The sequence below is a fragment of the Phyllobacterium bourgognense genome (assembly GCF_003337575.1).
Classification (GTDB): Bacteria; Pseudomonadota; Alphaproteobacteria; order Rhizobiales; family Rhizobiaceae; genus Phyllobacterium; species Phyllobacterium bourgognense.
In genome coordinates this window covers 21,373-46,375 of sequence record NZ_QPJM01000005.1, presented here as the reverse complement: position 1 = coordinate 46,375, position 25,003 = coordinate 21,373, and the positions used below count along the sequence as shown (strand labels likewise).

At 56.5% G+C, this 25,003-nt stretch carries 24 protein-coding genes and 1 pseudogene; 16 read left to right on the top strand and 9 right to left on the bottom strand.

All coding sequences use genetic code 11. The features are described 5' to 3' along the window. Positions 1-8: 8 nt before the first annotated feature. Entirely contained in the window at positions 9-494 is a 486-nt protein-coding gene (locus C7476_RS10865) for a DUF192 domain-containing protein (RefSeq protein WP_114429954.1), read from the bottom strand. A 144-nt stretch (positions 495-638) separates the two neighbouring features. Next, on the bottom strand, positions 639-1,220 hold the full coding sequence (locus C7476_RS10860; RefSeq protein ID WP_114429953.1) for a cold-shock protein: 582 nt from the start codon (positions 1,218-1,220) through the stop codon (positions 639-641). 267 nt (positions 1,221-1,487) lie between these two features. Between C7476_RS10860 and C7476_RS10855 the strand changes: the two genes are divergently transcribed. Together C7476_RS10855 and C7476_RS10850 are read left to right on the top strand one after the other, a co-directional pair. After that, positions 1,488-1,928 carry a VOC family protein gene (locus C7476_RS10855; protein ID WP_114429952.1) on the top strand — a complete coding sequence of 147 codons (441 nt, stop codon included), beginning with the start codon at positions 1,488-1,490 and terminating at the stop codon, positions 1,926-1,928. Between the two features lie 131 nt (positions 1,929-2,059). After that, positions 2,060-3,592, top strand: a complete 1,533-nt coding sequence (locus C7476_RS10850; protein WP_114429951.1) for an acyl-CoA carboxylase subunit beta — start codon at positions 2,060-2,062, stop codon at positions 3,590-3,592. A gap of 537 nt (positions 3,593-4,129) precedes the next feature. Here C7476_RS10850 and C7476_RS10840 read toward each other — a convergent pair. Next, positions 4,130-4,936, bottom strand: a complete 807-nt coding sequence (locus C7476_RS10840) for an alpha/beta fold hydrolase (RefSeq protein ID WP_114429950.1) — start codon at positions 4,934-4,936, stop codon at positions 4,130-4,132. A 15-nt stretch (positions 4,937-4,951) separates the two neighbouring features. Next, entirely contained in the window at positions 4,952-6,157 is a 1,206-nt protein-coding gene (locus C7476_RS10835; RefSeq protein WP_425373970.1) for an N-acetylmuramoyl-L-alanine amidase, read from the bottom strand. Between the two features lie 704 nt (positions 6,158-6,861). On the opposite strand from C7476_RS10835, the gene C7476_RS10830 reads away from it, so the two are divergent. The 8 genes from C7476_RS10830 (at position 6,862) to C7476_RS10795 (ending at position 15,930) form a co-directional block, all read left to right on the top strand. Further along, on the top strand, positions 6,862-9,780 hold the full coding sequence (locus C7476_RS10830) for an Rne/Rng family ribonuclease (RefSeq protein WP_114429948.1): 2,919 nt from the start codon (positions 6,862-6,864) through the stop codon (positions 9,778-9,780). A gap of 310 nt (positions 9,781-10,090) precedes the next feature. Further along, positions 10,091-11,476 carry a M48 family metalloprotease gene (locus tag C7476_RS10825; protein WP_425373966.1) on the top strand — a complete coding sequence of 462 codons (1,386 nt, stop codon included), beginning with the start codon at positions 10,091-10,093 and terminating at the stop codon, positions 11,474-11,476. Between the two features lie 48 nt (positions 11,477-11,524). Next, positions 11,525-12,322: a DsbA family protein gene (locus C7476_RS10820; RefSeq protein WP_114429946.1), complete on the top strand. Its 798-nt coding sequence runs from the start codon at positions 11,525-11,527 to the stop codon at positions 12,320-12,322. Positions 12,323-12,448: 126 nt separating this feature from the next. After that, positions 12,449-12,892 (top strand): type II 3-dehydroquinate dehydratase, encoded by a 444-nt coding sequence (aroQ, locus tag C7476_RS10815; protein WP_114429945.1) that lies wholly within the window; start codon positions 12,449-12,451, stop codon positions 12,890-12,892. Positions 12,893-12,928: 36 nt separating this feature from the next. Further along, entirely contained in the window at positions 12,929-13,396 is a 468-nt protein-coding gene (accB, locus tag C7476_RS10810; RefSeq protein ID WP_114429944.1) for an acetyl-CoA carboxylase biotin carboxyl carrier protein, read from the top strand. A gap of 10 nt (positions 13,397-13,406) precedes the next feature. Then, on the top strand, positions 13,407-14,768 hold the full coding sequence (gene accC, locus C7476_RS10805) for an acetyl-CoA carboxylase biotin carboxylase subunit (protein ID WP_114429943.1): 1,362 nt from the start codon (positions 13,407-13,409) through the stop codon (positions 14,766-14,768). Between the two features lie 3 nt (positions 14,769-14,771). Continuing rightward, the gene (gene aat / locus C7476_RS10800) at positions 14,772-15,386 is read left to right on the top strand and encodes a leucyl/phenylalanyl-tRNA--protein transferase (protein WP_114429942.1); all 615 of its coding nucleotides are present in this window, start codon (positions 14,772-14,774) and stop codon (positions 15,384-15,386) included. A gap of 130 nt (positions 15,387-15,516) precedes the next feature. Continuing rightward, positions 15,517-15,930, top strand: a complete 414-nt coding sequence (locus tag C7476_RS10795) for a VOC family protein (RefSeq protein WP_114429941.1) — start codon at positions 15,517-15,519, stop codon at positions 15,928-15,930. Between the two features lie 22 nt (positions 15,931-15,952). Here the strand turns inward: C7476_RS10795 and C7476_RS10790 are convergent, their stop codons facing one another. Beyond that, positions 15,953-16,399 (bottom strand): DUF2155 domain-containing protein, encoded by a 447-nt coding sequence (locus C7476_RS10790; protein ID WP_114429940.1) that lies wholly within the window; start codon positions 16,397-16,399, stop codon positions 15,953-15,955. Between the two features lie 32 nt (positions 16,400-16,431). On the opposite strand from C7476_RS10790, the pseudogene C7476_RS29370 reads away from it, so the two are divergent. Then, positions 16,432-16,485 (top strand): annotated as a pseudogene (locus C7476_RS29370) (hypothetical protein); the annotation flags it as partial. On the opposite strand, the gene C7476_RS10785 reads toward C7476_RS29370, so the two are convergent. From C7476_RS10785 to gatB, 4 genes are all read right to left on the bottom strand, one after another. Further along, the gene (locus C7476_RS10785; RefSeq protein ID WP_112531299.1) at positions 16,482-16,880 is read right to left on the bottom strand and encodes an NADH:ubiquinone oxidoreductase subunit NDUFA12; all 399 of its coding nucleotides are present in this window, start codon (positions 16,878-16,880) and stop codon (positions 16,482-16,484) included. The pseudogene C7476_RS29370 and the gene C7476_RS10785 sit on opposite strands and share 4 nt — an antisense overlap. Before the next feature lie 69 nt (positions 16,881-16,949). Continuing rightward, positions 16,950-17,432 (bottom strand): GNAT family N-acetyltransferase, encoded by a 483-nt coding sequence (locus C7476_RS10780; RefSeq protein ID WP_114429939.1) that lies wholly within the window; start codon positions 17,430-17,432, stop codon positions 16,950-16,952. Then, on the bottom strand, positions 17,429-17,938 hold the full coding sequence (locus C7476_RS10775) for a GNAT family N-acetyltransferase (protein WP_112531297.1): 510 nt from the start codon (positions 17,936-17,938) through the stop codon (positions 17,429-17,431). The genes C7476_RS10780 and C7476_RS10775 overlap by 4 nt, the downstream gene beginning before the upstream one ends. Further along, on the bottom strand, positions 17,939-19,441 hold the full coding sequence (gene gatB / locus C7476_RS10770; protein WP_114429938.1) for an Asp-tRNA(Asn)/Glu-tRNA(Gln) amidotransferase subunit GatB: 1,503 nt from the start codon (positions 19,439-19,441) through the stop codon (positions 17,939-17,941). A gap of 164 nt (positions 19,442-19,605) precedes the next feature. On the opposite strand from gatB, the gene C7476_RS10765 reads away from it, so the two are divergent. From C7476_RS10765 to C7476_RS10745, 5 genes are all read left to right on the top strand, one after another. Further along, complete coding sequence (locus C7476_RS10765; protein ID WP_114429937.1) at positions 19,606-20,283, top strand: FadR/GntR family transcriptional regulator; 678 nt, start codon at positions 19,606-19,608, stop codon at positions 20,281-20,283. Next, positions 20,280-21,566, top strand: a complete 1,287-nt coding sequence (locus tag C7476_RS10760) for a CynX/NimT family MFS transporter (protein WP_114429936.1) — start codon at positions 20,280-20,282, stop codon at positions 21,564-21,566. Before C7476_RS10765 ends, C7476_RS10760 begins: the two co-directional genes overlap by 4 nt. Before the next feature lie 90 nt (positions 21,567-21,656). Beyond that, positions 21,657-23,600: an elongation factor G gene (locus C7476_RS10755; protein WP_114429935.1), complete on the top strand. Its 1,944-nt coding sequence runs from the start codon at positions 21,657-21,659 to the stop codon at positions 23,598-23,600. A 265-nt stretch (positions 23,601-23,865) separates the two neighbouring features. Beyond that, complete coding sequence (locus C7476_RS10750) at positions 23,866-24,423, top strand: ankyrin repeat domain-containing protein (protein ID WP_114429934.1); 558 nt, start codon at positions 23,866-23,868, stop codon at positions 24,421-24,423. Between the two features lie 47 nt (positions 24,424-24,470). Next, positions 24,471-24,995, top strand: coding sequence for a YHS domain-containing (seleno)protein (locus tag C7476_RS10745; protein WP_114429933.1), 525 nt, complete (start codon positions 24,471-24,473; stop codon positions 24,993-24,995). Positions 24,996-25,003 lie beyond the last annotated feature (8 nt).

Here is a 25,003-nt window from a genome sequence, read left to right as displayed (position 1 = left end):
TGGATCCGTTAGTGCGCAATCGCCTCGATAGCGGGATGCCGCACCTTGTCGCCTATTGTCAAGCCGAGACGCTTAGCCGTGCCGGCTTTGACCTCGACAACGAAACGCACCGGCCCACCAGACGAAATGGTTGAGCGGGAAAATGGCACCGCATTCTCACGAATAGCGGAAATACGGCCATTATCATCCAGAAAGAGCATGTCGAGCGCGGAGGGCGTATTCTCCATCCACATGGTGACAAGACGGGTGTCGTCGAAAACAAACAGCATGGCGCTGTTGTCTCTCAGATCGGTGCGGAACATCAGGCCGCGCCCGCGCTCTTCGTCGGTATCGGCAATTTCTACCTGGAACGGAATGTCGCCCTTGGCACTATTGATCGTCAGCGCCGTGTGGTCGATGGGCAGATGCATCGGCGTCTGATCGAGCGCCAGAGCAGGAATCGCTGAAAACAGCAGAAAAACGACGACGGCGAGAACTGATTTCAGGCGATACATCAATTGCTCCAGAGTGCGTTGGGATTCGCGATCATGACGAGGCGAAACGGCGATTTTCGAGCGGAGCGTACTTGAAGTACGTGAGCACCGGAAGCACAGAAAAGTGCCGTTTGCAGACTGTCATGGCCTGAATATCAACATGCCCTAGTGGGAAGACGGCAGCTGGGTGCCAATGTCGGGATGAATTTCGGAGGCCATCAGACCCTTCTCGCCATGGCCGAAGCGGATCAGGACAACCTGACCTGGACGCAATTCGGTCAAACCGAAATGCCGAAGCGTTTCCATGTGAATGAAAATATCCTCTGTTCCCTCGCCGCGCGTCAGGAATCCGAAGCCCTTGGTCCGGTTGAACCACTTTACCAGCACGCGCTCAAGTCCGCTTGAGGGCGTGACGGTCACATGCGTACGGACGGGTGGCATTTCGGTCGGATGAACGGCAGTCGCGTTGTCCATGGACTTGACGCGGAAGCACTGCATACCACGCTCGCCCTGCTTGACTTCGCAAACGACACGGGCCCCTTCCAGAGCCGTCTGGAAGCCGTCCCGGCGCAGGCAGGTAACATGGAGAAGAATGTCAGGTAAATCAGAATTGTCGGGAATGATGAACCCGTATCCCTTGGCCACATCAAACCATTTTATCGCGCCCGAAACTTCGATAAGGTCCAGACTGTCGCTTATGCCTTCGTCGGCGGGGGACTGCCGGGCTGATACTGTTCGGTCAGACATGAAGCGAAGCCCCTCCTCTCCTGCGAGGTACTGATTCTCTGCTTGAAGAATAACACCTGTCCAACACCGAAGAGCAAGTATCATCTGCATGTTTTGTTGAAAACCACACGCAAAACGCGTGTTTATCCTCAGCAGTGTTCCTTTCGGCTAAATCACAAGTTTGTGGAGCTAGACAGGAAGTGTTACGAAAACTGGACGGCGTTCAACCTGTGCAAATTGCCGGTTGCCGTCGACTTTCAACCCCATGAAAGAAATCAAAGGTAAAAGATGCGCTATCTTCACACAATGGTCCGTATCCGTGACATCGATGAGTCACTGGATTTCTATTGCAACAAATTTGGCTTGGAAGAGGTTCGCCGCACGGAAAACGAGAAGGGACGTTTCACCTTGATCTTCCTTGCGGCCTCGGAAGACAAGGCAAGATCGGCCGCGGAACGGGCTCCTGAGCTCGAATTGACCTATAATTGGGACCCGGAGGAGTATACCGGCGGGCGGAATTTTGGGCACCTTGCCTATGTCGTCGACAATATCTACGAGACTTGCCAAAGCCTGGCAGACAAAGGCGTCGTCATCAACCGGCCACCGCGCGATGGCAACATGGCCTTCATCCGCTCGCCTGATGGCATATCGATCGAGCTCATCCAGAAGGGCCCGGCGCTACCGCAACAGGAGCCTTGGCTCTCGATGCCAAACACCGGCACCTGGTAAAACCTTATTTCGCCAGCTGCAACTTAAACGCGTACCCGTGCATCGTTCTGCCGCGCTCGGGTACGCCAAGACAAATTCCTTCCCCGCGCTGCCCGCTCCTGTTATCAAAACGACAAAACGAGGAGGACGCCATGAAGGATGTGCTGATTGAGCTTGAGCGTCGGAGGAACATTGCGCGCGAAGGCGGCGGCAAGGTGCGGATCGACGCGCAGCACAAGCGCGGCAAGCTCACAGCGCGCGAACGCATCGATATTTTTCTCGACGAAGGCTCATTCGAGGAGTTCGACATGTTCGTCGAACACCGCTCGACCGATTTCGGCATGGAAGATACGAAGTTCGCGGGCGACGGCGTCGTCACCGGATGGGGCACTATCAACGGCCGCACGGTCTTCGTCTTCGCCAAGGATTTTACGGTTTTCGGCGGATCGCTTTCCGAAGCCCATGCGGAGAAGGTTCAAAAAATCCAGGACATGGCGCTGCGCAATCGTGCTCCTGTCATAGGGCTCTACGACGCCGGCGGTGCCCGTATTCAGGAAGGCGTGGCAGCTCTTGGCGGCTATGCGGAGATTTTCCAGCGCAACGTGCTCGCCTCCGGCGTCATCCCGCAAATCTCCGTCATCATGGGGCCTTGCGCCGGCGGCGACGTCTACTCGCCTGCCATGACCGACTTCATCTTCATGGTGCGCGACACGTCCTATATGTTCGTCACCGGCCCCGACGTCGTGAAGACTGTCACCAATGAAACGGTAACGGCTGAGCAGCTCGGAGGCGCATCGATCCACACGACCAAGTCCTCGATTGCCGATGGCGCTTATGACAATGACGTTGCCGCGCTCCTGCAGATGCGCCGCCTGATCGATTTCCTGCCTGCGTCCAACACGGCCGAAATTCCCGCGGTCGAGTGCTATCAGTCGACAGATGAAATGGATTACTCATTGGATCGGCTGGTGCCGGACAATGCCAACAAGCCCTACGATATCAAGGAGCTGATCCGTAAAACCGTCGATGAGGCCGATTTCTTCGAGATCCAGGAGAATTTTGCGAGAAACATCGTTGTCGGGTTTGGCCGCATCGAAGGCAGCACGGTCGGCATCGTCGGCAACCAGCCCATGGTTCTTGCGGGCGTTCTCGACAGTGACGCCTCCCGCAAGGCAGCGCGCTTCGTCCGCTTCTGCGATTGTTTCAATATCCCGATCGTGACCTTTGTCGACGTTCCAGGCTTTCTTCCGGGGACAGCACAGGAATATGGCGGCTTGATCAAACACGGCGCGAAGCTGCTCTTCGCCTACGCCGAGGCAACCGTGCCGAAGATCACCCTGATCACCCGCAAAGCCTATGGCGGCGCCTATGACGTCATGGCGTCAAAGCATTTGCGCGGCGATATCAATTATGCATGGCCCTCGGCCCAAATCGCCGTAATGGGCGCCAAGGGCGCGGTCGAAATCATCTACCGAAAGGATATTGGCGACGCAGAAAAGATCGCAGCGCATACGAAGCGCTACGAGGATCGTTTTCTTTCGCCATTTGTCGCTGCAGAGCGGGGTTATGTTGATGAAGTCATCATGCCCCATTCAACCCGCAAGCGGATTTCACGGGCACTTCGCATGTTACGCAACAAGGATCTCGAAAATCCTTGGAAGAAGCACGATAATATTCCGCTCTGACAGTATGTTATGATCTGAATTGGACTATGGTATCAGCGACGGAAGCTGAAACCACCATTGGATTCCCGCAAAATCTGGGAAATCGTGCGCTTGTCGCAAGGCTCGCTTAGCTTCTTGGTCGCCTTGACGATGGTCTTGACAGTGGCCACTTGTGCCATCTTCAATACATTTGTTTCATTTGATGATGATGTGTCTTTGGTTATTGTTATCATTCTTCGAACACCCTCCATTAAAGCCGCTCTTTACGCGAGCAATCCTTACCGCAATCGGATTTATATTCCGTTGCACTGCACACTATGTACGAGAACTAAACCGATTTAACAAATCACTATTTGTATCGGATTTTGACTTCTATTTGAATGAAACCAATGGATTGGTAAAAGGTTCCTTCACCAGTGCATAAAATAGCTTTTCGTTTCAAATCGTCATGCTGCAGCGCAATACTTATGTTCCCGTATGTAAAAAACTTTGCGTAAATTACACACGGCAACTAACTGCCGTGCTCTGGTTGAGCCGTAACGCGAGCATCCTCGTTCTTCAGGCTAGAACCCTGTCGAGGAAGGCCTGCAGTACGCTGTTGAATTGCTCTGGTCTCTGTAGCGGTGCGAAATGGCTCACGCCAGGCAAGAGGAACAACTCCGCCCCCGGAATACTCCCGGCGAGATATTTGGCGTGTTCGAGCTTGATAAACTCATCATGCTCGCTTTGTATGATCGCGACAGGTGTATGGATGTCAGCCAAATCGCTCGCAGTATAGTTGGGCTCGGTTTTCATCATCAGGCCAACCGCATCGACAAACGCCATGAATTGATCTGGCGTGGCCGACAGCTTGGCGTAGTCCTTGGCGTGACGGCTGAAACATCGGTCGATGGTCGGACTGGGTATGATTTCCTTTGTGCCGCTGGGATCCATGTTGCAACCAAAGAAGAATACACCAGCAATTCGCGTGGGGGCTTGCATGGCAAGGACCAAAGCTATGCACGCGCCGTCGCTCCAGCCCACGACGGCAGCCTTTTCGAGGTTCAGTGCATCCATCACGGCTAGAACATCGGACGCCATCAACTCATAGGTAAACGGCCGCGAATCGCGCGTGCTACGCCCATGACCTCGGCTATCAATGACTATGACGCGACGGCCCGAGCCGACCACCATTGGAATTTGATAACCCCAATTGCCGCTATGGCCGAGGCCCCCATGCAGCAGGATTACGGGCGAACCGGCGCCGTATGTGGCGAACCAGATCCGCGCGCCATCGTGATCCACGTAACCTTGATCGCTTGTGACCGGCAAGGGAGCGGCGCCATGCGCTTCGAAATTCTCGAGGTCGTCGTCGTTCGGCAGCATTTGAAGAAACCTGATCTAGTTCAGCGCTCCAGCCGTCTTCATGTTGGCGAACTCGCCGACAGCCGTAGCAAGTCTCTCCGCCACATGGCTTCGCCAAGCGGGATCAAGCATGAGCTTTTCGTCTTCGGCGTTGGAAAGATAGCCAATCTCGACCAGAACCGACGGCACATCCGGCGCGCGCAGCACCTGAAACCCTGCAAAACGATGCGGGTTGTTGATCATGTTGACGTCTTTCTTGAGTGACTTCACCACAGTCTTGGCAAAGCTCAAGGAGAACGTGTGGGTTTCACGCCGCGTCAGGTCCATGAGAATATCGGCGATTTCCGGTGTCTCGTTATCGTAGGCGATGCCCGCCACCGCATCGGAACGGTTTTCACGATCGGCCATGGCACGTGATTCCGCGTCCGATGCCTTGTCCGAGACGGTGTAGACCGTAGCGCCGCGTATGCTGCCGCGACTGATCGTATCCGCATGAATGGAAATGAAAAGGTTTGCCTCGTATTGGCGGGCGATACGAACCCGTTCGGTCAGGCGTAGGAAAGTGTCGCCGCTACGGGTCATCTCCACCCGCAGACCCGGCAGCTTGGCGAGTTCATCGCGCAATTGCTGGGCAAACATCAAGGTGACGTTCTTTTCCATAATGCCGCTTGCGCTTTCTGCACCACTGTCGATACCGCCGTGACCAGGATCGATGACGATAGTAAACGGTTTCGGCCCCTTGCTTGCCTCATCTGGCGCCGCGGCCGCGAGCCGGTCGCCCTTTGGAGCGGCATTCGTTGAAGCCGTGGTCGCATTTTGTGTCTTCAATGCTTCTGCAAATGCACGGTCTGACGAGGCGACGAAATCCGCCACCAGCCGGTAACCAGGACTATTGTCATTCTTGATGACATTGAGCTGCTCGACCACAAAGGGCCCCTTGAGTGTGAAGATGAGGCGCGAACGCTGATCGTCGATCAATCCGTAGCGCACATCTGTTATCAGCCCGCGGGGCTCCACAGATTTCTTGTCAAAGGCGAAAACCGCTTTGGGAATGTCGATTGCCAGCCGGTGCGGCTGATCAAGCAGCATAGTCGATACATCGGGCTCGCGGTCGAAGTTGATGACGACGCGCGTGCGCAGCTCGTCGCCCGCGGCTTGATAAGTCAATGCAGCCAGCTCACCTGCTGCATGAGAGGGCTTGCCTGCCTGCACAAAGACAAGAAGACCAAATACGGCAGCCATGAATATCCGACAGATCACGCTCATCTCGCTTGGCCCGCCGATGGACAGGCTTCCCCTCTCCACCGTTGTATCAGACATGGCTCACATTGGAACCCTGCCGAGAACACACTATGTATAAGCAATAGGTATGGAACCATGGTTAATATTATCTTATGGAGTGCCATGTGTTTAATGCGCGGATGACACGATTATGAAGAACCCCTTGTCATAACGCGGCGCACCTCCTAAAAGCAAAGGTGGGTTACTTTTCTGCCGTCCAGAATCGGGCTCTTTGATGTCACGGTAGATGACCGGCTGACAATGAAGACAGGGACATGGAGCGGCATCGGCGAATTCGCTGGGGTAACCAAAAAAGAATTTAGCGCGAGCCGACAGGGATTGTCGGCAACGCTTTTGTGAACGGCAGATTGCGCAGCCAAGGCGCATCGAGCCAGCCCTTTCGGGGGTATTAACAGTGTCGGCACAGCTGAGAAGCGTGCCATTCGTAGAGGTCGTTTCGTCAGGAACAGGAATGTTTGTTACAGACGTGAATATCACCGGCTTGCAAGCCGCGGCTGCCCGAGGGCAACTCCGCGTGCCGCCGTGTCTGTCTGTTTCTGCGAACTTTAATATATCCGGCAAATGTGAAGACGCGGCGCCAGAAACCTTGAAGGTTTCCTGGCTGTCTCGCGTTGGCAGCGTTTCGGCCGGGGAGAAGAAGTATAATGTCGGACAAAATGCTAATAGACGCCTCCCACCAGGAGGAAACACGGGTTGTCGTGGTTCGCGGCAATCGAATTGAAGAATTTGACTTTGAATCTGAACATAAGAAACAAATCAAAGGCAATATCTATCTGGCGCGGGTGACGCGTGTAGAACCCTCCCTTCAGGCTGCATTCGTCGAGTATGGCGGTAATCGCCATGGCTTTCTCGCTTTCAGCGAAATTCATCCTGATTACTATCAGATCCCGGTCGCCGATCGGCAGGCCCTGATTGATGCCGAGGCGGAAGCTGCTAGCCAGGACGAGGATCACGAGGAGAACGCCAGCGAACAGCGTAGCCGCGATCGCAATGATCGCGGTACGCGTAATCGCCGCCGCGGCCGCCGTGGTCCACGGCAGGAAGACGACGCACCCAAGCTCGACGCTTCGGACGAGGACCTCGCCACTTCCGATGACGAGGGCGAAGCCTCCGCACAGGCCGTTTCGCACGAATCAAGCGACGACGACTCGACACCAGAGGGTGGTAGCCAGACTATGGCAGCTGCCATTGAAGCGGATGTGATTTCGGAAGCCGTCAATACCGGCGCTGCGGACGAAGCCACCGGAAGCGATGATGAAAGGCCGGTATCTGATGATATCGGCGAAGGCAATTCGAGGAGATCGCGCAACCGCTCGAACGAGGACAAAGACGAGGTCCACGACGAACTCGATGAAGTCGAATCGGTTGGCGCCGAAGATGCGATGGAAGAAGTTCCGACGCATCAGCGGTTCCAGCGCCGTCAGTACAATATTCAGGATGTCATCAAGCGCCGGCAGATCCTGCTCGTTCAGGTCGTCAAGGAAGAACGCGGCAACAAGGGTGCAGCTCTCACGACCTATCTCTCGCTCGCCGGCCGGTACTCTGTCTTGATGCCAAACACCGCACGTGGCGGCGGTATTTCGCGCAAGATCACCAGCATCCAGGATCGCAAGCGCCTGAAGGACATCGTCAAGGATCTCGAAGTGCCGAAAGGCATGGGCGTAATCCTGCGCACCGCTGGCGCCATGCGCACCAAGCCGGAAGTCAAGCGCGACTACGAATATCTGATGCGGCTGTGGGAGAATGTCCGCAGCCTTACACTTGCATCGTCTGCACCGACTCTTGTTTACGAGGAAGGCAGCCTGATCAAGCGTTCGATCCGCGATCTTTACAACAAGGACATCACCGAGATCGCAGTTGCTGGGGAAGAAGGCTATCGCGAGGCCAAGGACTTCATGCGCATGCTCATGCCGAGCCACGCGAAAGTCGTTCAGCCCTACCGCGAACTGACGCCGATCTTCGCGCGCAACGGCATCGAGGCACAACTCGATCGCATGCTGCAGCCGCAAGTGACGTTGAAGTCCGGCGGCTATATCATCATCAACCAGACCGAAGCACTGGTTGCGATAGACGTCAACTCGGGACGCTCGACGCGCGAACATTCCATTGAAGACACTGCCTTGCAGACAAATCTTGAAGCAGCGGATGAAATCGCACGTCAGCTGCGTCTGCGCGATCTTGCCGGCCTGATTGTCATCGACTTCATCGACATGGAAGAAAACCGCAACAATCGGGCGGTCGAAAAGCGGATGAAGGATTGTCTGAAAGATGATCGTGCCCGCATCCAGGTCGGCCGCATCTCCCATTTCGGCCTGCTTGAAATGTCGCGTCAGCGCATCCGCGCCAGCGTTCTGGAATCGACGACCCAGGTTTGCGCCGTTTGCGGTGGCACGGGCCACGTACGCTCCGCCTCCTCCGTCGCGCTGCATGTCATGCGCTCGATCGAGGAATATCTGCTACGTCATTCGCAGAATAACATCATTGTTCGCACGACTGTCGCGACCGCACTTTATGTCCTCAACCACAAGCGCCAGAACCTCGCCGATCTCGAAGCACGTTTTGGCCTGACAATCAGCATTGAAGCCGATGACAGCGTTGGTGCCCAGCACTTCGCCATCGACAAGGGTTCGATAGCACTTGGACCGATCGTTCCGTTGACCGAGACGCCAACGCTCGGCATCGCCGATGATTTCGACGAAAGCGATCCGGTCATCGAAGATGCGGATGAAGACGGCGCGGAAGTGCAGACCGCCGAAACCGCAAGGAGCGCCGATAATGACGACGCGTCGCGCAAGCGCAAACGCAAGCGCCGGCGGCGCGGCGGTCGCGATCGCCAGGAATCCGCAGGTGCCGAGCATGGCCAGCAGGTCATCAGCGATGACGATGACACCGACCAGCCAGCCGTCGAAGGTGAAGATGCGGCTGCAACGAAAGCGCGCGAAGAGGAAAACGAACGGCGCAAGAAGCGCCGGCGGGGACGTCGCGGCGGGCGCAAGAACAAGCGCTTCGACGATGGCGATGACGCGGAAAATCGCGTGACCGCCAGGACGGTGCCGGATGCCGAGCCTGTGTTCGTCTCGATCCCGTTGCCCGACTTCTCCAAGCCGAAGACCCTTGAGGCGATCGCAGATGCAGCTGAAGCTGCTTCCGTGCCAGTGACTGCTGATGTGCTTGCTGCCGAAGAGCCTGTGGCGATCCAGGAAATCCTTGCAAAGAAGCCGGTAAAACGCAGATCACGCTCGAAAGCCGCAATTGAAGCAGCAGAGATCGCCGTTGCTGAAGTTCTGGCCGAAGCGGAACCCGAAGCCCCTGTAAAGCCAAAACGCGCCCCGCGCAAATCGGCGAAAAAGGCTGATGCGCCCGCTGTAACCGAGGCCCCGGAACCAGCGGCCACTGTTGAGCCGGTCGAGGCAAAGGTTGAGCCCACAGTAGAATCGACACCGGCACCAGCGTCGCAGGTGGTTGAAGTCAGCACGCCTGTCGTCACCTCAACCGGCAAGGAAAAGAAATCCGAAAGCGAACCGGCCAAAAAGGGCTGGTGGCAGAAAAAAGGCTTCTTTTGAAAGGCGCTGAACTTTAAAAAGTGATTTTGAAAAACCGGCGTATCGCCGGTTTTTCTTTACTAACCTATGGTTGGCATCGCTGCTGTGCGTGGTTCGACAAGCTCACCATGAGCGAGACCGGTGGCCTGCATATTAATCGTCAACGTTTCAGAGCCTAGCTCCCCGCAATCACCCCACATCCCTTATGGTGAGCTTGTCGAACCACGCACAATTTTGTTGCCAACTGGCTTTTCACAATTCAAGGAGTTCTAATAAGCTCACTTTCCTTCAAACATCGATTTCGGTACGAATAGGTATGGTAGCATTTCAAATGACTGGTTTATTTCAACCAATAGCTAATTTTATGCGTGGTGCGATTGTTGCAGGAGCCGCCAGTGCACTGTGCGTAGCGCAAACCGTGTCTGCCACTGCCCAGTCATCATCCGTACCGATCGTACGCGATGCGGAGATCGAGGCGCTGGTCACCGACTATGCAACTCCGATCATCAAGGCGGCAGGTCTTTCCAGAAACGCGATCAGGATCGTCCTGGTCAATAACAACAGCTTCAATGCCTTCGTCGACGGCAGGCGCATCTTCATCAATACAGGTGCCCTGCTCCAGGCTCAGACGCCCAATGAAATTATCGGCGTTCTCGCGCATGAGACGGGCCATCTCGCCGGGGGGCACGAATTCAAACTGCGCGAACAGCTGGCCGCTGCCAAGACTATGGCCGTTGTTACAAGCCTGCTCGGTATCGGCGCCGTCGTCGGTGGCGCTGCAGGCGGAGCGAGCGGTCTATCGAAAGCGGGTATGGGCATTGCGATGAGCGGCCCCGAAGCCGCCATGCGCAACCTCCTCAACTATCAACGCTCCGAAGAAATGGCCGCAGACCGGTCGGCGATTACCTATCTTGCCAGCACCGGACAATCGGCAAAAGGGATGCTCACGACGTTCGAGCGCTTCTCCAATGCGCTAGCATTGACGGGAACCAGCGTTGATCCCTACCGCATCAGCCACCCGATGCCACGGGAACGTATCGCAAACCTTGAAGTTCTTGCTCACGCCAGTCCATATTATGACAAGCTTGATAGTCCGGCGCTGCAGCAACGTCATGATATGATGCGAGGCAAGATTGCGGCCTATACTGGCGGTGGTGCAAGCGTGTTGCAGAACTTCCGCAAGGATCCGCGCAATATCGGCGCTCGCTATGGTGATGCAATCGCGACCTATCTCAACGGCTCCTCCCAGTCCGCGCTTTCAAAGATCGATGTGCTGATCAAGGAACAACCAAAGAACCCCTATTTCCAGGAGATCAGAGGCGAGATCCTGTTGAAGCAGAACAAGGCGAGCGACGCGGCAAAGGCATTTCAGAAGGCAAATGCACTCGATCCGCGCAAATCCAGTCTGATCCGGATGAGTTATGGGCGGGCTCTCATGCTCTCGGGCACGCCGGACAATCTCAACGCGTCCATAAAGGAAATCAAGGCTGGAATTGCCAGTGATCGCGAATATCCGTCAGGTTATGGCTATCTGGCGCAGGCTTATGCGCAAATGGGTGACATGGTCAGATCCGATCTCGCCAGCGCGGAACAGAAATATTATTCAGGCAAGATCCAGGACGCACAAATCTTTGCCATTCGTGCACAGCGCGGCTTGAAAAACGGCACGCCCGAGTGGATACAGGCTCAAGATATCATCAATGCAAAGCGTAAGTGAGACGCGGCAACACGCGTTCCAACAGAGTTTGAAAAAGGACAGTTCATCATGACAAAAGTCGCCCTGATCGGTGCCGCCGCCGGCCTCGTTGGCGTTGCCGCCCTCGCCCTGGGCTATCAGGCTGGCCGGTCTGATGTCGTTGTCGCCAGTGCTGCGCCGGAGATGTCGTCAACCACCGCGTCCACGACTGATAGAGCTGAAATCGAAGGGATTGTGCGGAACTATCTGATCAATAACCCCGAAGTCATGATCGAGGTCCAGACCGCTCTCAATGCCAAGCAGGAAGCCGCGCAGAAGGAAGCTTCGACAGAAGTCATCAGCGAAAACCGGGACAAGATCTTTCAATCGCCGATGGATGCGGTTTTCGGCAATCCGAAAGGCGATGTTACGATCGTTGAATTCTTCGACTATAACTGCGGCTATTGCAAAAAAGCTCTGCCGGACATGGATGCGCTGCTGAAAAGCGATCCAAACCTGCGTTTTGTGATGAAAGAATTCCCCATCCTTGGTGCGGATTCCACGCGCGCGCATATCGTCGCCAAGGCGTTCAAAGCGCTCATGCCAGACAAATATCTCGAGTTCCACCGTGATCTCCTCGGTGGTGAAGGGCGCGCAACCGAAGCATCTGCAATGGCCATTGCGGTAAAACTGGGCGCAAACGAAGCCCAAATCCGCGAGAAAATGCTGTCTCCCGAAGTCACCAAGGCTTTCAACGAGAACTTCGAACTGGCAAACAGCCTGAGCATAACCGGCACCCCGTCCTATGTCGTGGGTAATGAAGTCGTGCCCGGCGCGCTTGGTGCGGATGTCCTCGCCGAAAAGATCAGCCATATTCGCAACAAATAGCCTGAATATTTACTTTTGCTTGGCAAAACCCTTTGTGGACAAGCAATAAGGGTGCTTTGCAGGCTTTTCGCTTGCCGATAAGCCGTCTATATGGGACCACGATTTCGCGAAACCATCCGGTAAATCATGAAACAGCAAATCTTTATCCTTAACGGCCCGAACCTGAATATGCTTGGTAAGCGCGAGCCGGGAATATATGGCGCTGCGACATTGAGCGATATCGAAGCCCTGTGCCGCGCCGAAGGTGATAATCTGGGTGTCGACATCGTGTTTCGCCAGTCCAATCACGAGGGTGATCTGGTCAGCTGGATTCAGGAGGCAGGCGAGCAAAAGGCATTGGTGCTCATCAATCCTGCCGCCTACACGCATACATCCATCGCATTGCATGATGCCATCCGCGCTGCCGCTGTCACGCTGGTGGAGGTTCATCTCTCCAATATTCACGCGCGCGAGTCATTTCGCCATCACTCCTACGTTTCCCCTTTGGCTAAAGGGGTGATATGTGGCTTCGGGGTCGATGGCTACGTGATGGGCCTGCGCGCACTCGTCAAGTTGGCAGTGTCTGAGTAGCGGACCGCCAAACAGGTATAAGGGGCTTGAAAAAGCATGGCTAACAGAACCACCGGGATCGACAAGGTCATGATCCGCGATCTCGCCGAAATCCTGAATGAAACCGATCTTACGGATATCGAGATCGAGCAGGGCGACCTTCGCATTCGTGTATCGCGGCAGATAACGATGCAGGCCGCAGCCCCGGTCTATGCCCAAGCCCCCGCTGGTGCGGCTCCCGCCCCGGCTGCAGCGGTCGTTCCGGTCGCGTCTGCTGTCGCCGATCCCTCGAAGAATGCCGTTCCTTCGCCCATGGTCGGAACCGTCTATCTTTCCCCCGCGCCTGGTGCCCGCGCCTTTATCGAGGTCGGAACACAGGTCAAGGAGGGCCAGACGCTTCTGATCATCGAAGCCATGAAGACGATGAACCAGATTCCGTCTCCACGTTCTGGTACCGTTACCGCCATCCTCGTCACAGACAGCCAGCCCGTCGAATATGGTGAGTTTCTGGTTGTGATCGAGTAGCGAGAGCATGATGTTTCAGAAAATACTCATAGCCAATCGCGGCGAGATTGCCCTGCGCGTCCTGCGCGCCTGCAAGGAGCTCGGCATCCAGACGGTCGCGGTCCACTCGACTGCCGACGCCGACGCCATGCATGTGCGACTTGCCGACGAAAGCGTTTGCATTGGACCGCCTCCTTCCCGCGACAGCTATCTGAATATCCATCAGATCGTTGCGGCCTGCGAAATCACCGGTGCCGATGCGATCCATCCAGGCTACGGTTTCCTGTCGGAGAACGCCAAGTTCGCCGAAATTCTCGAAGCCCACAACATTACCTTCATCGGCCCGACTGCCGCGCATATCCGCATCATGGGCGACAAGATCGAAGCCAAGCGCACCGCAAAACGTCTCGGCATTCCGGTTGTTCCGGGTTCCGATGGCGGCGTGACCGACGACAAGGAAGCCGCACGCATCTGTGCGGAGATCGGTTACCCGGTCATTATCAAGGCTTCAGCGGGCGGCGGTGGCCGCGGCATGAAGGTCGCAATGAACGAAGATGAGCTGTCGGTCGCCCTGTCGACTGCCCGCACCGAGGCCGGCGCTGCCTTTGGCGACGATGCCGTCTATATCGAAAAATATCTCCAGCAGCCGCGCCACATCGAAGTTCAGGTCATGGGCGATGGCTTTGGCAAGGCTGTCCATCTCGGTGAACGCGATTGTTCGTTGCAGCGCCGGCACCAGAAGGTCTGGGAAGAGGCCAACTCGCCTGCCCTCAATTCCGATGAGCGCGAGCGCATCGGCATGATCTGTGCAAATGCCATGGCCGACATGGGTTATCGTGGCGCCGGCACCATCGAGTTCCTTTACGAGAATGGCGAGTTCTATTTCATCGAAATGAACACCCGCCTTCAGGTCGAACATCCCGTAACCGAGGCGATAACCGGTATCGATCTTGTGCACGAGCAGATCCGCGTTGCCTCCGGCGGCGGACTGTCAGTTACCCAGGACGACATCCGCTTTTCGGGTCATGCCATAGAATGCCGCATCAATGCGGAAGATCCGCGGACGTTTACGCCGTCACCGGGTACGATCACCCATTGGCATACGCCGGGTGGCCTTGGCATTCGCGTCGATTCCGGCGTCTATACCGGCTACAAGATTCCGCCCTACTATGACAGTCTCATCGGCAAGCTCATCGTTCATGGCCGTAACCGCGTCGAATGCATGATGCGCCTGCGCCGGGCGCTCGATGAGTTCGTTGTCGACGGTATCAAGACCACGCTGCCGCTGTTTCAGGATCTGATCAATAATCCTGACATTGCCAATGGCGATTATGATATCCATTGGCTGGAACATTATCTGGCTGGTGACGCAGCAGACGCTGCAGAAGAATAAGGCATGACGGGTAAGAACCCGCAAGAAGCATTCAGAATAGACCCCGAATTGTTGCTGCGCGCCTATGCAACCGGGGTTTTTCCTATGGCCGAAGAGGCGGACAATCCCGAAATCTTCTGGGTGCGCCCGGAAAAGCGCGGCGTCCTCCCCTTTGAGAATTTCCATGTTTCGCGCAGCCTGCGCAAGAAGGTGCGCCAAGGGCGTTTTAACATTCGCTACGATACGGATTTCGCGGGCGTTATTGCTGGTTGTGCCAGCGGCAGCGGCGAACGCGCCCGCACATGGATCAATCGCCCGATCCGCGAAGCCTATGGCAAGCTGTTCGACCTTGGCTATTGCCACACCGTCGAAGCCTGGCGCGACGGACACCTTGTTGGCGGCCTCTACGGGATCGCGTTGGGATCGGCGTTTTTCGGCGAAAGCATGTTTTCACGCGAGCGGGACGCGTCGAAAGTCTGCCTCGTCCATCTGGTCAGTCATTTGATCGAAAAAAAATTTACGCTGCTCGATACGCAGTTCACCACCAATCATCTGGAAACCTTCGGCGCAGTTGAAGTCCCCCGGCGCCAATACCAGAAGATGCTGGAAAATGCCTTGGCACAGCCGGCTGAATTCTAAAAACCGTCGCAGATCCGTTGTATGGTTGGAACCCGACCAATGTTCAAACATTTTCGAGAAGAATGTCGGGGAGCTGGATTTCCGTTCGTCCTTGGAACGGAACAACTTGAAAACCACAAGGAGAGCTATCGTGAGACTCAATGCTTATTTGAACTTCGACGGTCAATGTGAGGAAGCGTTCAAATTTTACGAGAAGGTGCTTGGCGGGAAGATCGAGTTCATGGTCCGCTATGACGAGATGCCGGAAGGCAACACGTCGGCGCCGGAACTCGCCAAGAATATCATGCATGTCAGCATGAAGGTCGGGGATACCATGCTGATGGGATCAGATGCACCGCCGCCTTATTTTCAGAAGGCCCAGGGCATGACCGTGAGCATCAACACGGATAAGCCCGATGAGGCGGACCGAGTGTTTGCCGAACTCTCTGAAGGCGCGACCAGCATCATGATGCCGATAGGAGAAACATCCTGGGCTCAGCGCTTTGCTATGTTCGTCGATCGCTACGGTACACCCTGGATGATCAACTGCTCGAAGCCGATGTAGGCTATCAGCTTTGGTGAACTAATTAATTCTGGGTTCCGCCCGTCTGGGCGGCATCCGGGGCTGGAACGTCCGACTTCTGTTTGCAGGCTTTTAGCCACACATCGTACACCGGATGCTCGACCGCATTGAGGCCTGGGCTGTCGGCAAACATCCAGCCGGAAAAGATCTTGCGGATTTTGCGGTCCAACGTGATCTCGTCGACTTCGACAAACGTATCTGTCTTCGGCGTCTCCGTATCGGGACGCGTGTAGCAGACATGCGGCGTCAATTGCAGCGCACCGAACTGCACCGTCTCGTTGATGTAGACGTCGAAAGTGGTGATTCGCCCGGTGATCTTGTCGAGGCCGGAAAAGACGGCGATCGGATTTGAAATCTTCTCGGTCGATTGGGCCGATGCGCCGGAGACAGCACCACATAGACCAGCAGCGATCAGCCCGACGGCAAGAGAGCGAAATTTCCGACTGATCATGTCATTCCCGGTTTAAGCGCGCGCAAGAGGATTTCAATTCCAGCCTGTCGATAAAGAGCAAATGTGGCAGAACAAGACCCGACTAGGCGCCCGGTGTCCAGGCATCATAATCGCCCGTCACGGTTGGCCGGTTGTCGCCATGCGCAATCGAACCCTGTGGTCGATAGGCAGCGGCGGAACCGGTGAGATTCGCCTGGTGATTCTTTTCCCAAGGATACGGCTTATAATTTTCTTGCGAAGGTGCAGTGTCAACCCTGTGGTGTATCCAGCCATGCCAGCCAGCAGGGATAGCTGAAGCTTCCGCATAACCGTTATAGATTACCCAGCGCCGCTTGCGCCCTTCCGAATCGAAGGTGCCCTCGTAGTAGACGTTGCCGAACTGATCTTCGCCAACTTTCGTGCCTTTGCGCCATGTGAAGAAGCGGGTACCGAGTGTCGGTCCATTCCACCACGTGAAAAACTGGGTCATGAAGGTCTTCATAGCAATCCTGCTTTGTCCATAACGCTTGAGACTGTTTGGTATGGCCGTATCATTGCCCGATAGCAAGGGTCAAGTTGACGCTGGAGCCAAGCGCATTTTGAATCCCGAGTGGCTCTTCTCGAAACCAAGCCGCTCGTAAAAACGGTGCGCGTCCTGGCGCTTGGCGTTCGATGTCAACTGCACCAGCGCAATGTCACGCTCGCGCGCAACATCAAGGCAATGCTGGATCAACTTCGCGCCAATTCCCTTGCCGCGCATGTCGGATCGCGTCTGCACCGCCTCGATAACCATGCGCTTCGTCCCTCGGCCTGTCAGTGACGTGATGAAGGTTACCTGCGCTGTTGCGACCACCTCATCGCTGACAACACCCACAAAAAGTAGATCGTTTGGACTGGCTTCGATTGCGACAAAGGCACTTGCATACAGTGGCAACGCCGAGGAATCGGTTGTGTCGCCGTGACCACCGATCGGATCATCTGCAAACAGTGCAATCAGTGCAGGCAAATCCTCGATTGTGGCCTGCCGGAACGTCACATCAATTTCTGCTGTCACGGTGCGAGCTCAAATCCAGTCAGGGATTTCTCCAGCACGACTACGGAAATACCGGAATTCGGCTCACCCCAGTTTTCAATCCGGTTGTTGGTGCGCTCGAATCCCCTGCTTTCATAAAAGCTCAGAGCCCTTTGATTCGATTCGATAACTTCGAGCTGCAGCGCGTAGACACCGGGAAAGGCGCTCTCCATTTCCGCCAGCAGCAGCGAACCCACACCCTTCTTCTGATGTTCCGGATGGACATAGAGCTGGTTGAGGATCGAGAGCTTGTGATCCTTCTGCGACGCGTAGGCCATTCCCATGATATCGGCGCCATCATCGGCGATGATGAATTCCGAATAGGGTTTTGCCAATTGCTTCTTCAACGCATCGAGCGAATGATAGCGATCAGTGATCGCCTTCACTTTTTCGACGCCGTAAACATCGTCATAGGTCGCGTGCCAGGTCAGGGCGAGCATGTCACGCACCGCATCCAGATCTTCCTTCGTTGCGCTGCGAACCCACATCTATTCGGTGATCCCGAGTTTTGCCTTGACCATGTCGCTGAGAACCTGAGGATTGGCCTTGCCGCCCGTCGATTTCATTACCTGTCCAACGAACCAGCCGGCAAGACTTGGCTTTGCCTTGGCCTGCTCCACCTTGTCGGGATTGGCGGCGATGACATCATCGATGGCCTTTTCGATCGCGCCGGTATCCGTGACCTGCTTCATGCCCCGGCTTTCGACCAACTCGCGGGGATCGCCACCTTCATTCCAGACGATCTCGAAAAGATCCTTGGCGATCTTGCCTGAAATCGTGCCTTCCTTGATCAAATCGATTACGGCGCCGAGCTGTTCCGGCGACACGGGCGATTCCTCTATGCCCTTGCCGACCTTGTTCAGGGCGCCGAGCAAATCATTGATCACCCAGTTGGCGGAAAGCTTGCCATCGCGGCCCTTGGCGACAGCCTCGTAATAATCGGCAATCGCCATTTCCGTGACGAGGATCGATGCATCATACACCGAGAGCCCCAGCTCCGAGACGAGGCGCGCCTTCTTGTCGTCCGGCAGTTCCGGCAGATCGTCCGCGAGAGCAGTGACAAAGGCCTGCTCGATTTCAAGCGGCAGGAGATCTGGATCAGGAAAATAGCGATAGTCATGCGCCTCTTCCTTGGAGCGCATCGAGCGTGTCTCGCCTTTTACCGGATCGAACAGCCGCGTTTCCTGATCGATGGAGCCGCCATCTTCAAGGATGGCGATCTGGCGGCGCGCCTCGTATTCAATGGCTTGGCCAACAAAGCGGATCGAATTTACATTTTTGATTTCGCAGCGCGTGCCGAATTCACCGCCGGGCTTGCGCACCGAGACGTTGACGTCGGCACGCATCGAGCCCTCATCCATATTGCCGTCACAGGTACCGAGATAACGTACGATCGTCCGCAGCTTGGTAAGGTATGCCTTCGCTTCATCGGAGGAACGCATGTCCGGCTTCGAGACGATCTCCATCAGCGCCACGCCGGACCGGTTCAGATCCACATAGGACATCGTCGGATTCTGGTCGTGCAGGGATTTGCCGGCATCCTGTTCCAGATGCAGGCGCTCGATGCCGATTTCGATGTCCTCGAACTCGCCCTTCTTATCCGGACCGACCGAGATGATCATCTTGCCCTCGCCGACAATCGGCTGCTTGAACTGGGATATCTGGTAGCCCTGCGGCAGATCTGGATAGAAATAGTTCTTGCGGTCGAAAACGGACTTCAGGTTGATCTGCGCCTTGAGGCCAAGCCCTGTACGGATTGCCTGGCGCACGCACCATTCGTTGATCACCGGCAGCATCCCCGGCATGGCGGCATCAACCAGCGAGACATTCTCGTTCGGCTCGGCGCCGAAAGTGGTCGATGCGCCAGAAAACAATTTCGAATTCGAGGTGACCTGCGCATGGACTTCCATGCCGACGACAATCTCCCAATCGCCTGTGGCACCTGAAACAAAACGCTTGGGTTCCGGCGTACGCGTATCAACGAGAGTCATGCTGGTGTGTAATTCCTGGCTAAAAAATATCTCCATACTGGCTAGTGCAATCCGCCCTATGAGGCAAGTCTTTCGCGCCTCAGGCAGTTGTTTGTCGTTCAATTGACAGACGGAAAAGTCGGGAGTACTCATTAAGTCATCAAATGACTTTAGGAATTATCCCGATGCAGCCTGCCGTGCGTACCAATCTTGCAGACACCGCGATTCAGAATATTCGCGCTGAAATCACCACCAGCCGCTGGCAGATAGGAGAGCGCATCCCGAATGAAGCGACGCTTGCCGACATGCTGGGCGTCAGTCGCGGCACCGTGCGGGAAGCCGTTCGCGTACTCGTTTCTCAGGGCATCCTTGAAACCAGACAGGGCTCGGGCACCTACGTGCGTTCGGTGATCGATGCGGAAGACAGCCTGCTGCGAATCCGGCGGACCGGGCTTCGCGATCAGGTCGAGACGCGTTGTGCACTCGAAGTAGAGGCCGCACGCCTTGCGGCAACGCGGCATACTCCGGAGATCATCGCAGAACTTCGGCAAATGCTGAGGGATCGCGGCGAGTACAACCCTGCCGATCATGGTCACTATGTCGAACAGGATCTTGCATTTCACAAGGCAGTTGTTGCGGCTTCCGGAAACAGCGCACTCATGGAGGTCTACGAATTCTTCTCGGCTTCGACCCAGGAAATCATCAAGGCCACGGTGACCGGCGAACTCCCCGAACCTGACATGGCTGCTCATTCCGCCATCATCGATGCCATCGCCTCGGGCGATCCGGAGAAAGCAACTCTCACCACCCGGGCTTTCATGGCTCCCATTCTTCTTGAACTCGATCGGCTTCTCGCATCATGAACCAGCATATATCCCCCAGTTCCGGACCACAGGATATCGCCAGCGAACAATTGATCGATGCCGAAGCCGACAGCGTCCCACAGCCCCGGCCTCCAATTTTTGCAAGCCGTGCCGCAAAAGTTTTGACCGGACTGAGCCTCGTACTCATTGCCTTCAATCTTCGCCCGGTCTTTTCCAGCGCCTCGGCGCTGTTGCCCGAAATCATCGAACAGACGGGACTGTCCTCTTTCGGCGCCGGCGTTCTGACAACCCTGCCCGTCGTCTGCCTTGGCGTCTTCGCCCCGCTCGCGCCAAGGCTGGCACAGCGCATCGGCGCCGAACGCACACTGCTGGCCGTGCTGTTGCTTTTGGCATTGGGCACCGCGTTGCGTGGCTTCGGCTCGCTGCCATTGCTGTTCTTCGGGACTGCCCTTGCCGGTTCGTGTATCGCTGTCGGCAACGTTCTGCTTCCGGGCCTTGTGAAACGCGACTTCGCCTCGAGAACCGGCATGATGACTGGCCTTTACACGATGGCGCTTTGCGCAGGAGCTGCCAGCGCAGCCGGTTTCACCCTACCCTTGCAGCGCCTGCTCGGCGGCTCCTGGTCGCTACCACTGGGTGCATGGGCACTGCCGGCGATACTCGTCGCCGTGATCTGGTTCCCGCATGCCTTCTTCAGGAAAGTCCGCACGAAACATGCCGGCTTCAGGGTCGAAGGTCTGTGGCGCGATCGCCTTGCCTGGCAGGTCACCCTGTTCATGGGGCTGCAATCGGCTTTGGCTTACTGCGTCTTCGGCTGGTTATCGCCGATCCTGCGCGAGCGCGGGCTTGACGGCGTTACGGCGGGCGTCGTCGTATCCGTGTCGGTCATGGCGCAGGTTTGTGCCTGCCTCCTCGTTCCATCGATCGCAGTGCGCTGCAGGGACCAGCGGCTGCTCAACATAGCGCTCGTTGCGCTTGCGGTCACCGGCCTGCTCGGTTTTCTCTTCGCACCGTTGTCAACCGTCTGGCTGTGGGGTGTCGTCCAAGGCCTTGGTCAAGGCGGACTGATTGCCATTGCCATGACCATCATCGTTTTGCGATCGCCGAATGCACATGTAGCCTCGCATCTTTCCGGCATGGCGCAATGCATCGGCTATACGCTTGCCGCGACGGGTCCGCTTCTGGTCGGGCTTGTTCACAGCATCACCGGGAATTTCGCCGCTACAGCTGTGCTGTTCGTGCTTCTGGGGCTTGGAGCGGCCGTGTTCGGTTGGGGCGCCGGGCGTTCGATCCACGTGGGCGCAAAAACAATCGAACTTTAAACTGGCTCCATAAGGTAAAGCCGCTCTAGCGCTTTGCGCCGGTCTGGGGCATCCTGACGGTAGAGATTGTTCGTGGCAGGGAGGAACGCCATGCGCTGCTTTACGGTACTCGGTCCTTCGCAGGCCGGGAAATCCACGCTCGTGGAAAAACTGGCCGCACTGGAAGGTGCATCGAAAAAATCCATCTCTCCATACGGATTGGGCCTGACGGAATTCGAGTTCGGAAATGAAGCATGGTGTGCGCTGGACGCGCCTGGCTCGGGTGAGGCCCTGGCCCACGCCCAGCATGCGCTTTTGGCCAGTGACGCCTGCATCCTGTGTGTGTCGCCAAACCCCGAGGAAGCTGTACTTGCAGCTCCCTATTTGCGGGTGATTGAAGCTTCGGGAACGCCGTGTATCGTGTTCGTGAACCGGATGGATGAACCGAGAGGACGGCTTAGAGACGTCATCGCCTCGCTCCAGGACTTCGCCAGCCACACACTATTGCTGCGGCAGATCCCGATTCGCGAAGGCGACAAGATCGTCGGCAGCTGTGATCTTATTTCGGAGCGCGCCTGGCGCTACCGCGAGGGCCAGATATCTGCGCTGGTCGAAATTCCCACCGATGTTGTGGAACGCGAACACGAAGCGCGTGCCGAACTTCTCGAATCTCTCTCTGAATTCGACGATTGGCTGCTCGAGGAGCTCATCGAGGACCGCGAACCGGCCAGCGATGCCATCTATGCCATCTCTTCGCGCGTCTTGCGGGAAAACCGGATCATCCCCGTTCTCGTCGGCGCCGCAAGCCACAGCAACGGCATCATGCGCCTGATGAAGGCACTTCGTCACGAAGCCCCGCAATCCGATGTCCTTCGCGCACGCCTTGCAGCGGCCGCCAACATCAAGGACACGGCATTGGTCGGCGTTAGCTTTCACGCCTACCACCGCCAGAACGTCGGCAAGACGGTGCTTGTCCGTAGTCTCGGCGATGGTCTCAAGCAGGGATCCCTGCTTGCCGGCTCGCGCTTGGGACCAGTGCAGGATCCCGGAACCGGTAAACCCGTTGCAGCGGCGATACTCCCGGGCGACGTTTTCGCCACGGTAAAATCCGACCATTTGCCTGTTCCGTCGCTGCTGGCCCCCGATACGGCTGTCGCGCCACCGGCATGGACGACGCCGCCTACCCCCATGCTGGAACGGATACTGGTACCCGACAGCGAACGGGACGAAACCAAGCTCTCCGAAACGCTGGCAAAGCTCGCAGAGACCGATCACGGCCTCAAGGTCATGCAGGAGGAAGGGACCGGCGCCCAACTCGTCTGCGTCCAGGGACCGGTGCATTTGCGCGATCTCTGCAAGACCCTGGCTGAGGTCTTTCATGTGAACGTAACCGATCGCCCACCGAGCCCGGTCTACCGTGAGACGATCTCAAAAACATCGGATGTTCACTACCGCCACCGCAAGCAGACTGGCGGTGCCGGACAATTTGCCGATGTGAAACTGAGCATACACCCGAATGAACGCGGCGAAGGCTTCAGCTTCGGTGAAACGGTCAAAGGTGGTGCTGTTCCGCGCAATTTCATTCCCGCAGTCGAGGCTGGAGCTCGCGAAGCGATGGAGAAAGGCCCACTGGGTCTTAGAGTCATCGATGTCGGCGTAACGCTGACCGACGGCCAGCACCATTCCGTGGATAGTTCCGAATTCGCATTCCGGGCCGCGGGCAAAATGGGGGTGCGGGACGCGCTGGCCCAAGCATCCGCCGTGCTGATGCAGCCGATCTTCCGTGTGGAGATCCACATCCCCTCCATCTACTCCGGCAGTCTCGTACCGATCGTTTCCTCCTTCAAGGGCCAGGTTCTGGGCTTCGATCGCGATGAGACCGCCAAAGGATGGGATGTTTTCCGCGCGCTCATTCCCGGCAGCGCGCTCGACGAACTGGCACGCTCGCTGCGCTCCGCTACACAGGGCATCGGTACATTTTCGAAGAACTTCGATCATTTCGAAGAACTTTATGGGAAAGAGGCCGATGCCATCATCAGCGCCCACGCAAGTTAAATACCGGGATGTGTCGAGATTCGCGATCATGACGAGGCGAAAACGGTGGTTTTCGAGAAGCGGAGCGGAGCGTACTTATAGTACGTGAGCACCGTATCGCAGAAAAATGCCGTTTGCAGACCGTCATGGCGTGAATATCGACACATCCTAATCCCTACGTGTTAATTCCGGTCTAGGGCCCAATGTGATACGTTCCCCCGCCGCTCATGGATGCTGAGACGGGGGACGTTCGGTGAACCTTTTTTGCGTTGCATTTATCGGGGGAATGCTGGGGGTCTCGTCCGCGCTGGCGGGGCCGCTGCATGACGCTGCCAAAAATGGCGATGTCGCAACCGTTAAACAATTGCTGGATCAGGGTGCCGACATCGCGCAACCGGATGACGCCGGCGAGCCGGTTCTCCTCATCGCCTCGCTGGCAGGAAAGCCGGACGTGGTGGCGCTTCTGCTCGAACGCGGCTCGAACATCGAAATTCGCAACAAAGGCGGGCTGACGGCTTTGCACGCTGCTGCCTATGGTGGAAATCTCGATACGGTAAAGTTGCTGGTTGAGAAAGGTGCGGCGGTCAATGACGAAAAGAACTTCTATCACATGACACCTCTGCACGCTGCTGCCGAGGAAGGTCACGCCGATGTGGTCGCATTTCTATTGGCCAACAAGGCTGAAGTCGAACCAAAAGAACGCAACGGTTATACGCCACTCACCCAGGCTGGATGGCGGGAACATTGGGATGCGGCTGCCCTGCTTATGAAGGCGGGCGCTGAATGCCAGAAGGCCGATCTGGTCGGCCAATGGCTTTTTACCGAGTGCACCAAGCGCAAATGACGGCTGGTCGCCCGTAACGCCGCACCGGAACCAAGGGAGAAACTGAAATGCTGGAACACCGCTTGAAACGCAAGTTTCAAATTGCTGCATCTATGGCTGCGGCCGCAATGCTGCTCTCGTTCACGCCACCTGCCGGGGCCGAAGAACTCGTCAACACCGGCTATTTCGGCGACGTGGCAATCAAGGGCTATGACCCGGTTGCCTACTTCACGCAGAACCAGGCCGTCCAGGGATCCGACAAATACTCACATCGCTGGCTCGGCGCGACATGGCATTTCGCCAGCGCAGAAAATCGCGATCTCTTCATCGCAGATCCAGCCAAGTACGCGCCGCAATATGGCGGCTATTGCGCAGACGGCGTTTCGTTCGGGACTGTCACGACCAATGTCGACCCCAAAGCCTGGCGGATCATCGAAGGCAAGCTCTACATAAGCTATGATCCGGGTGCCGCGGATGGGTTTGAAAAGAACCCGACCAAGCTCACCGACTCGCGCAAGCACTGGTCCGATGTGGAGAACACGCTCGTTGCGGAGAAGTTGCAGACGGATTGGCAGAAGGCACCGGCCAACTGACAGATACC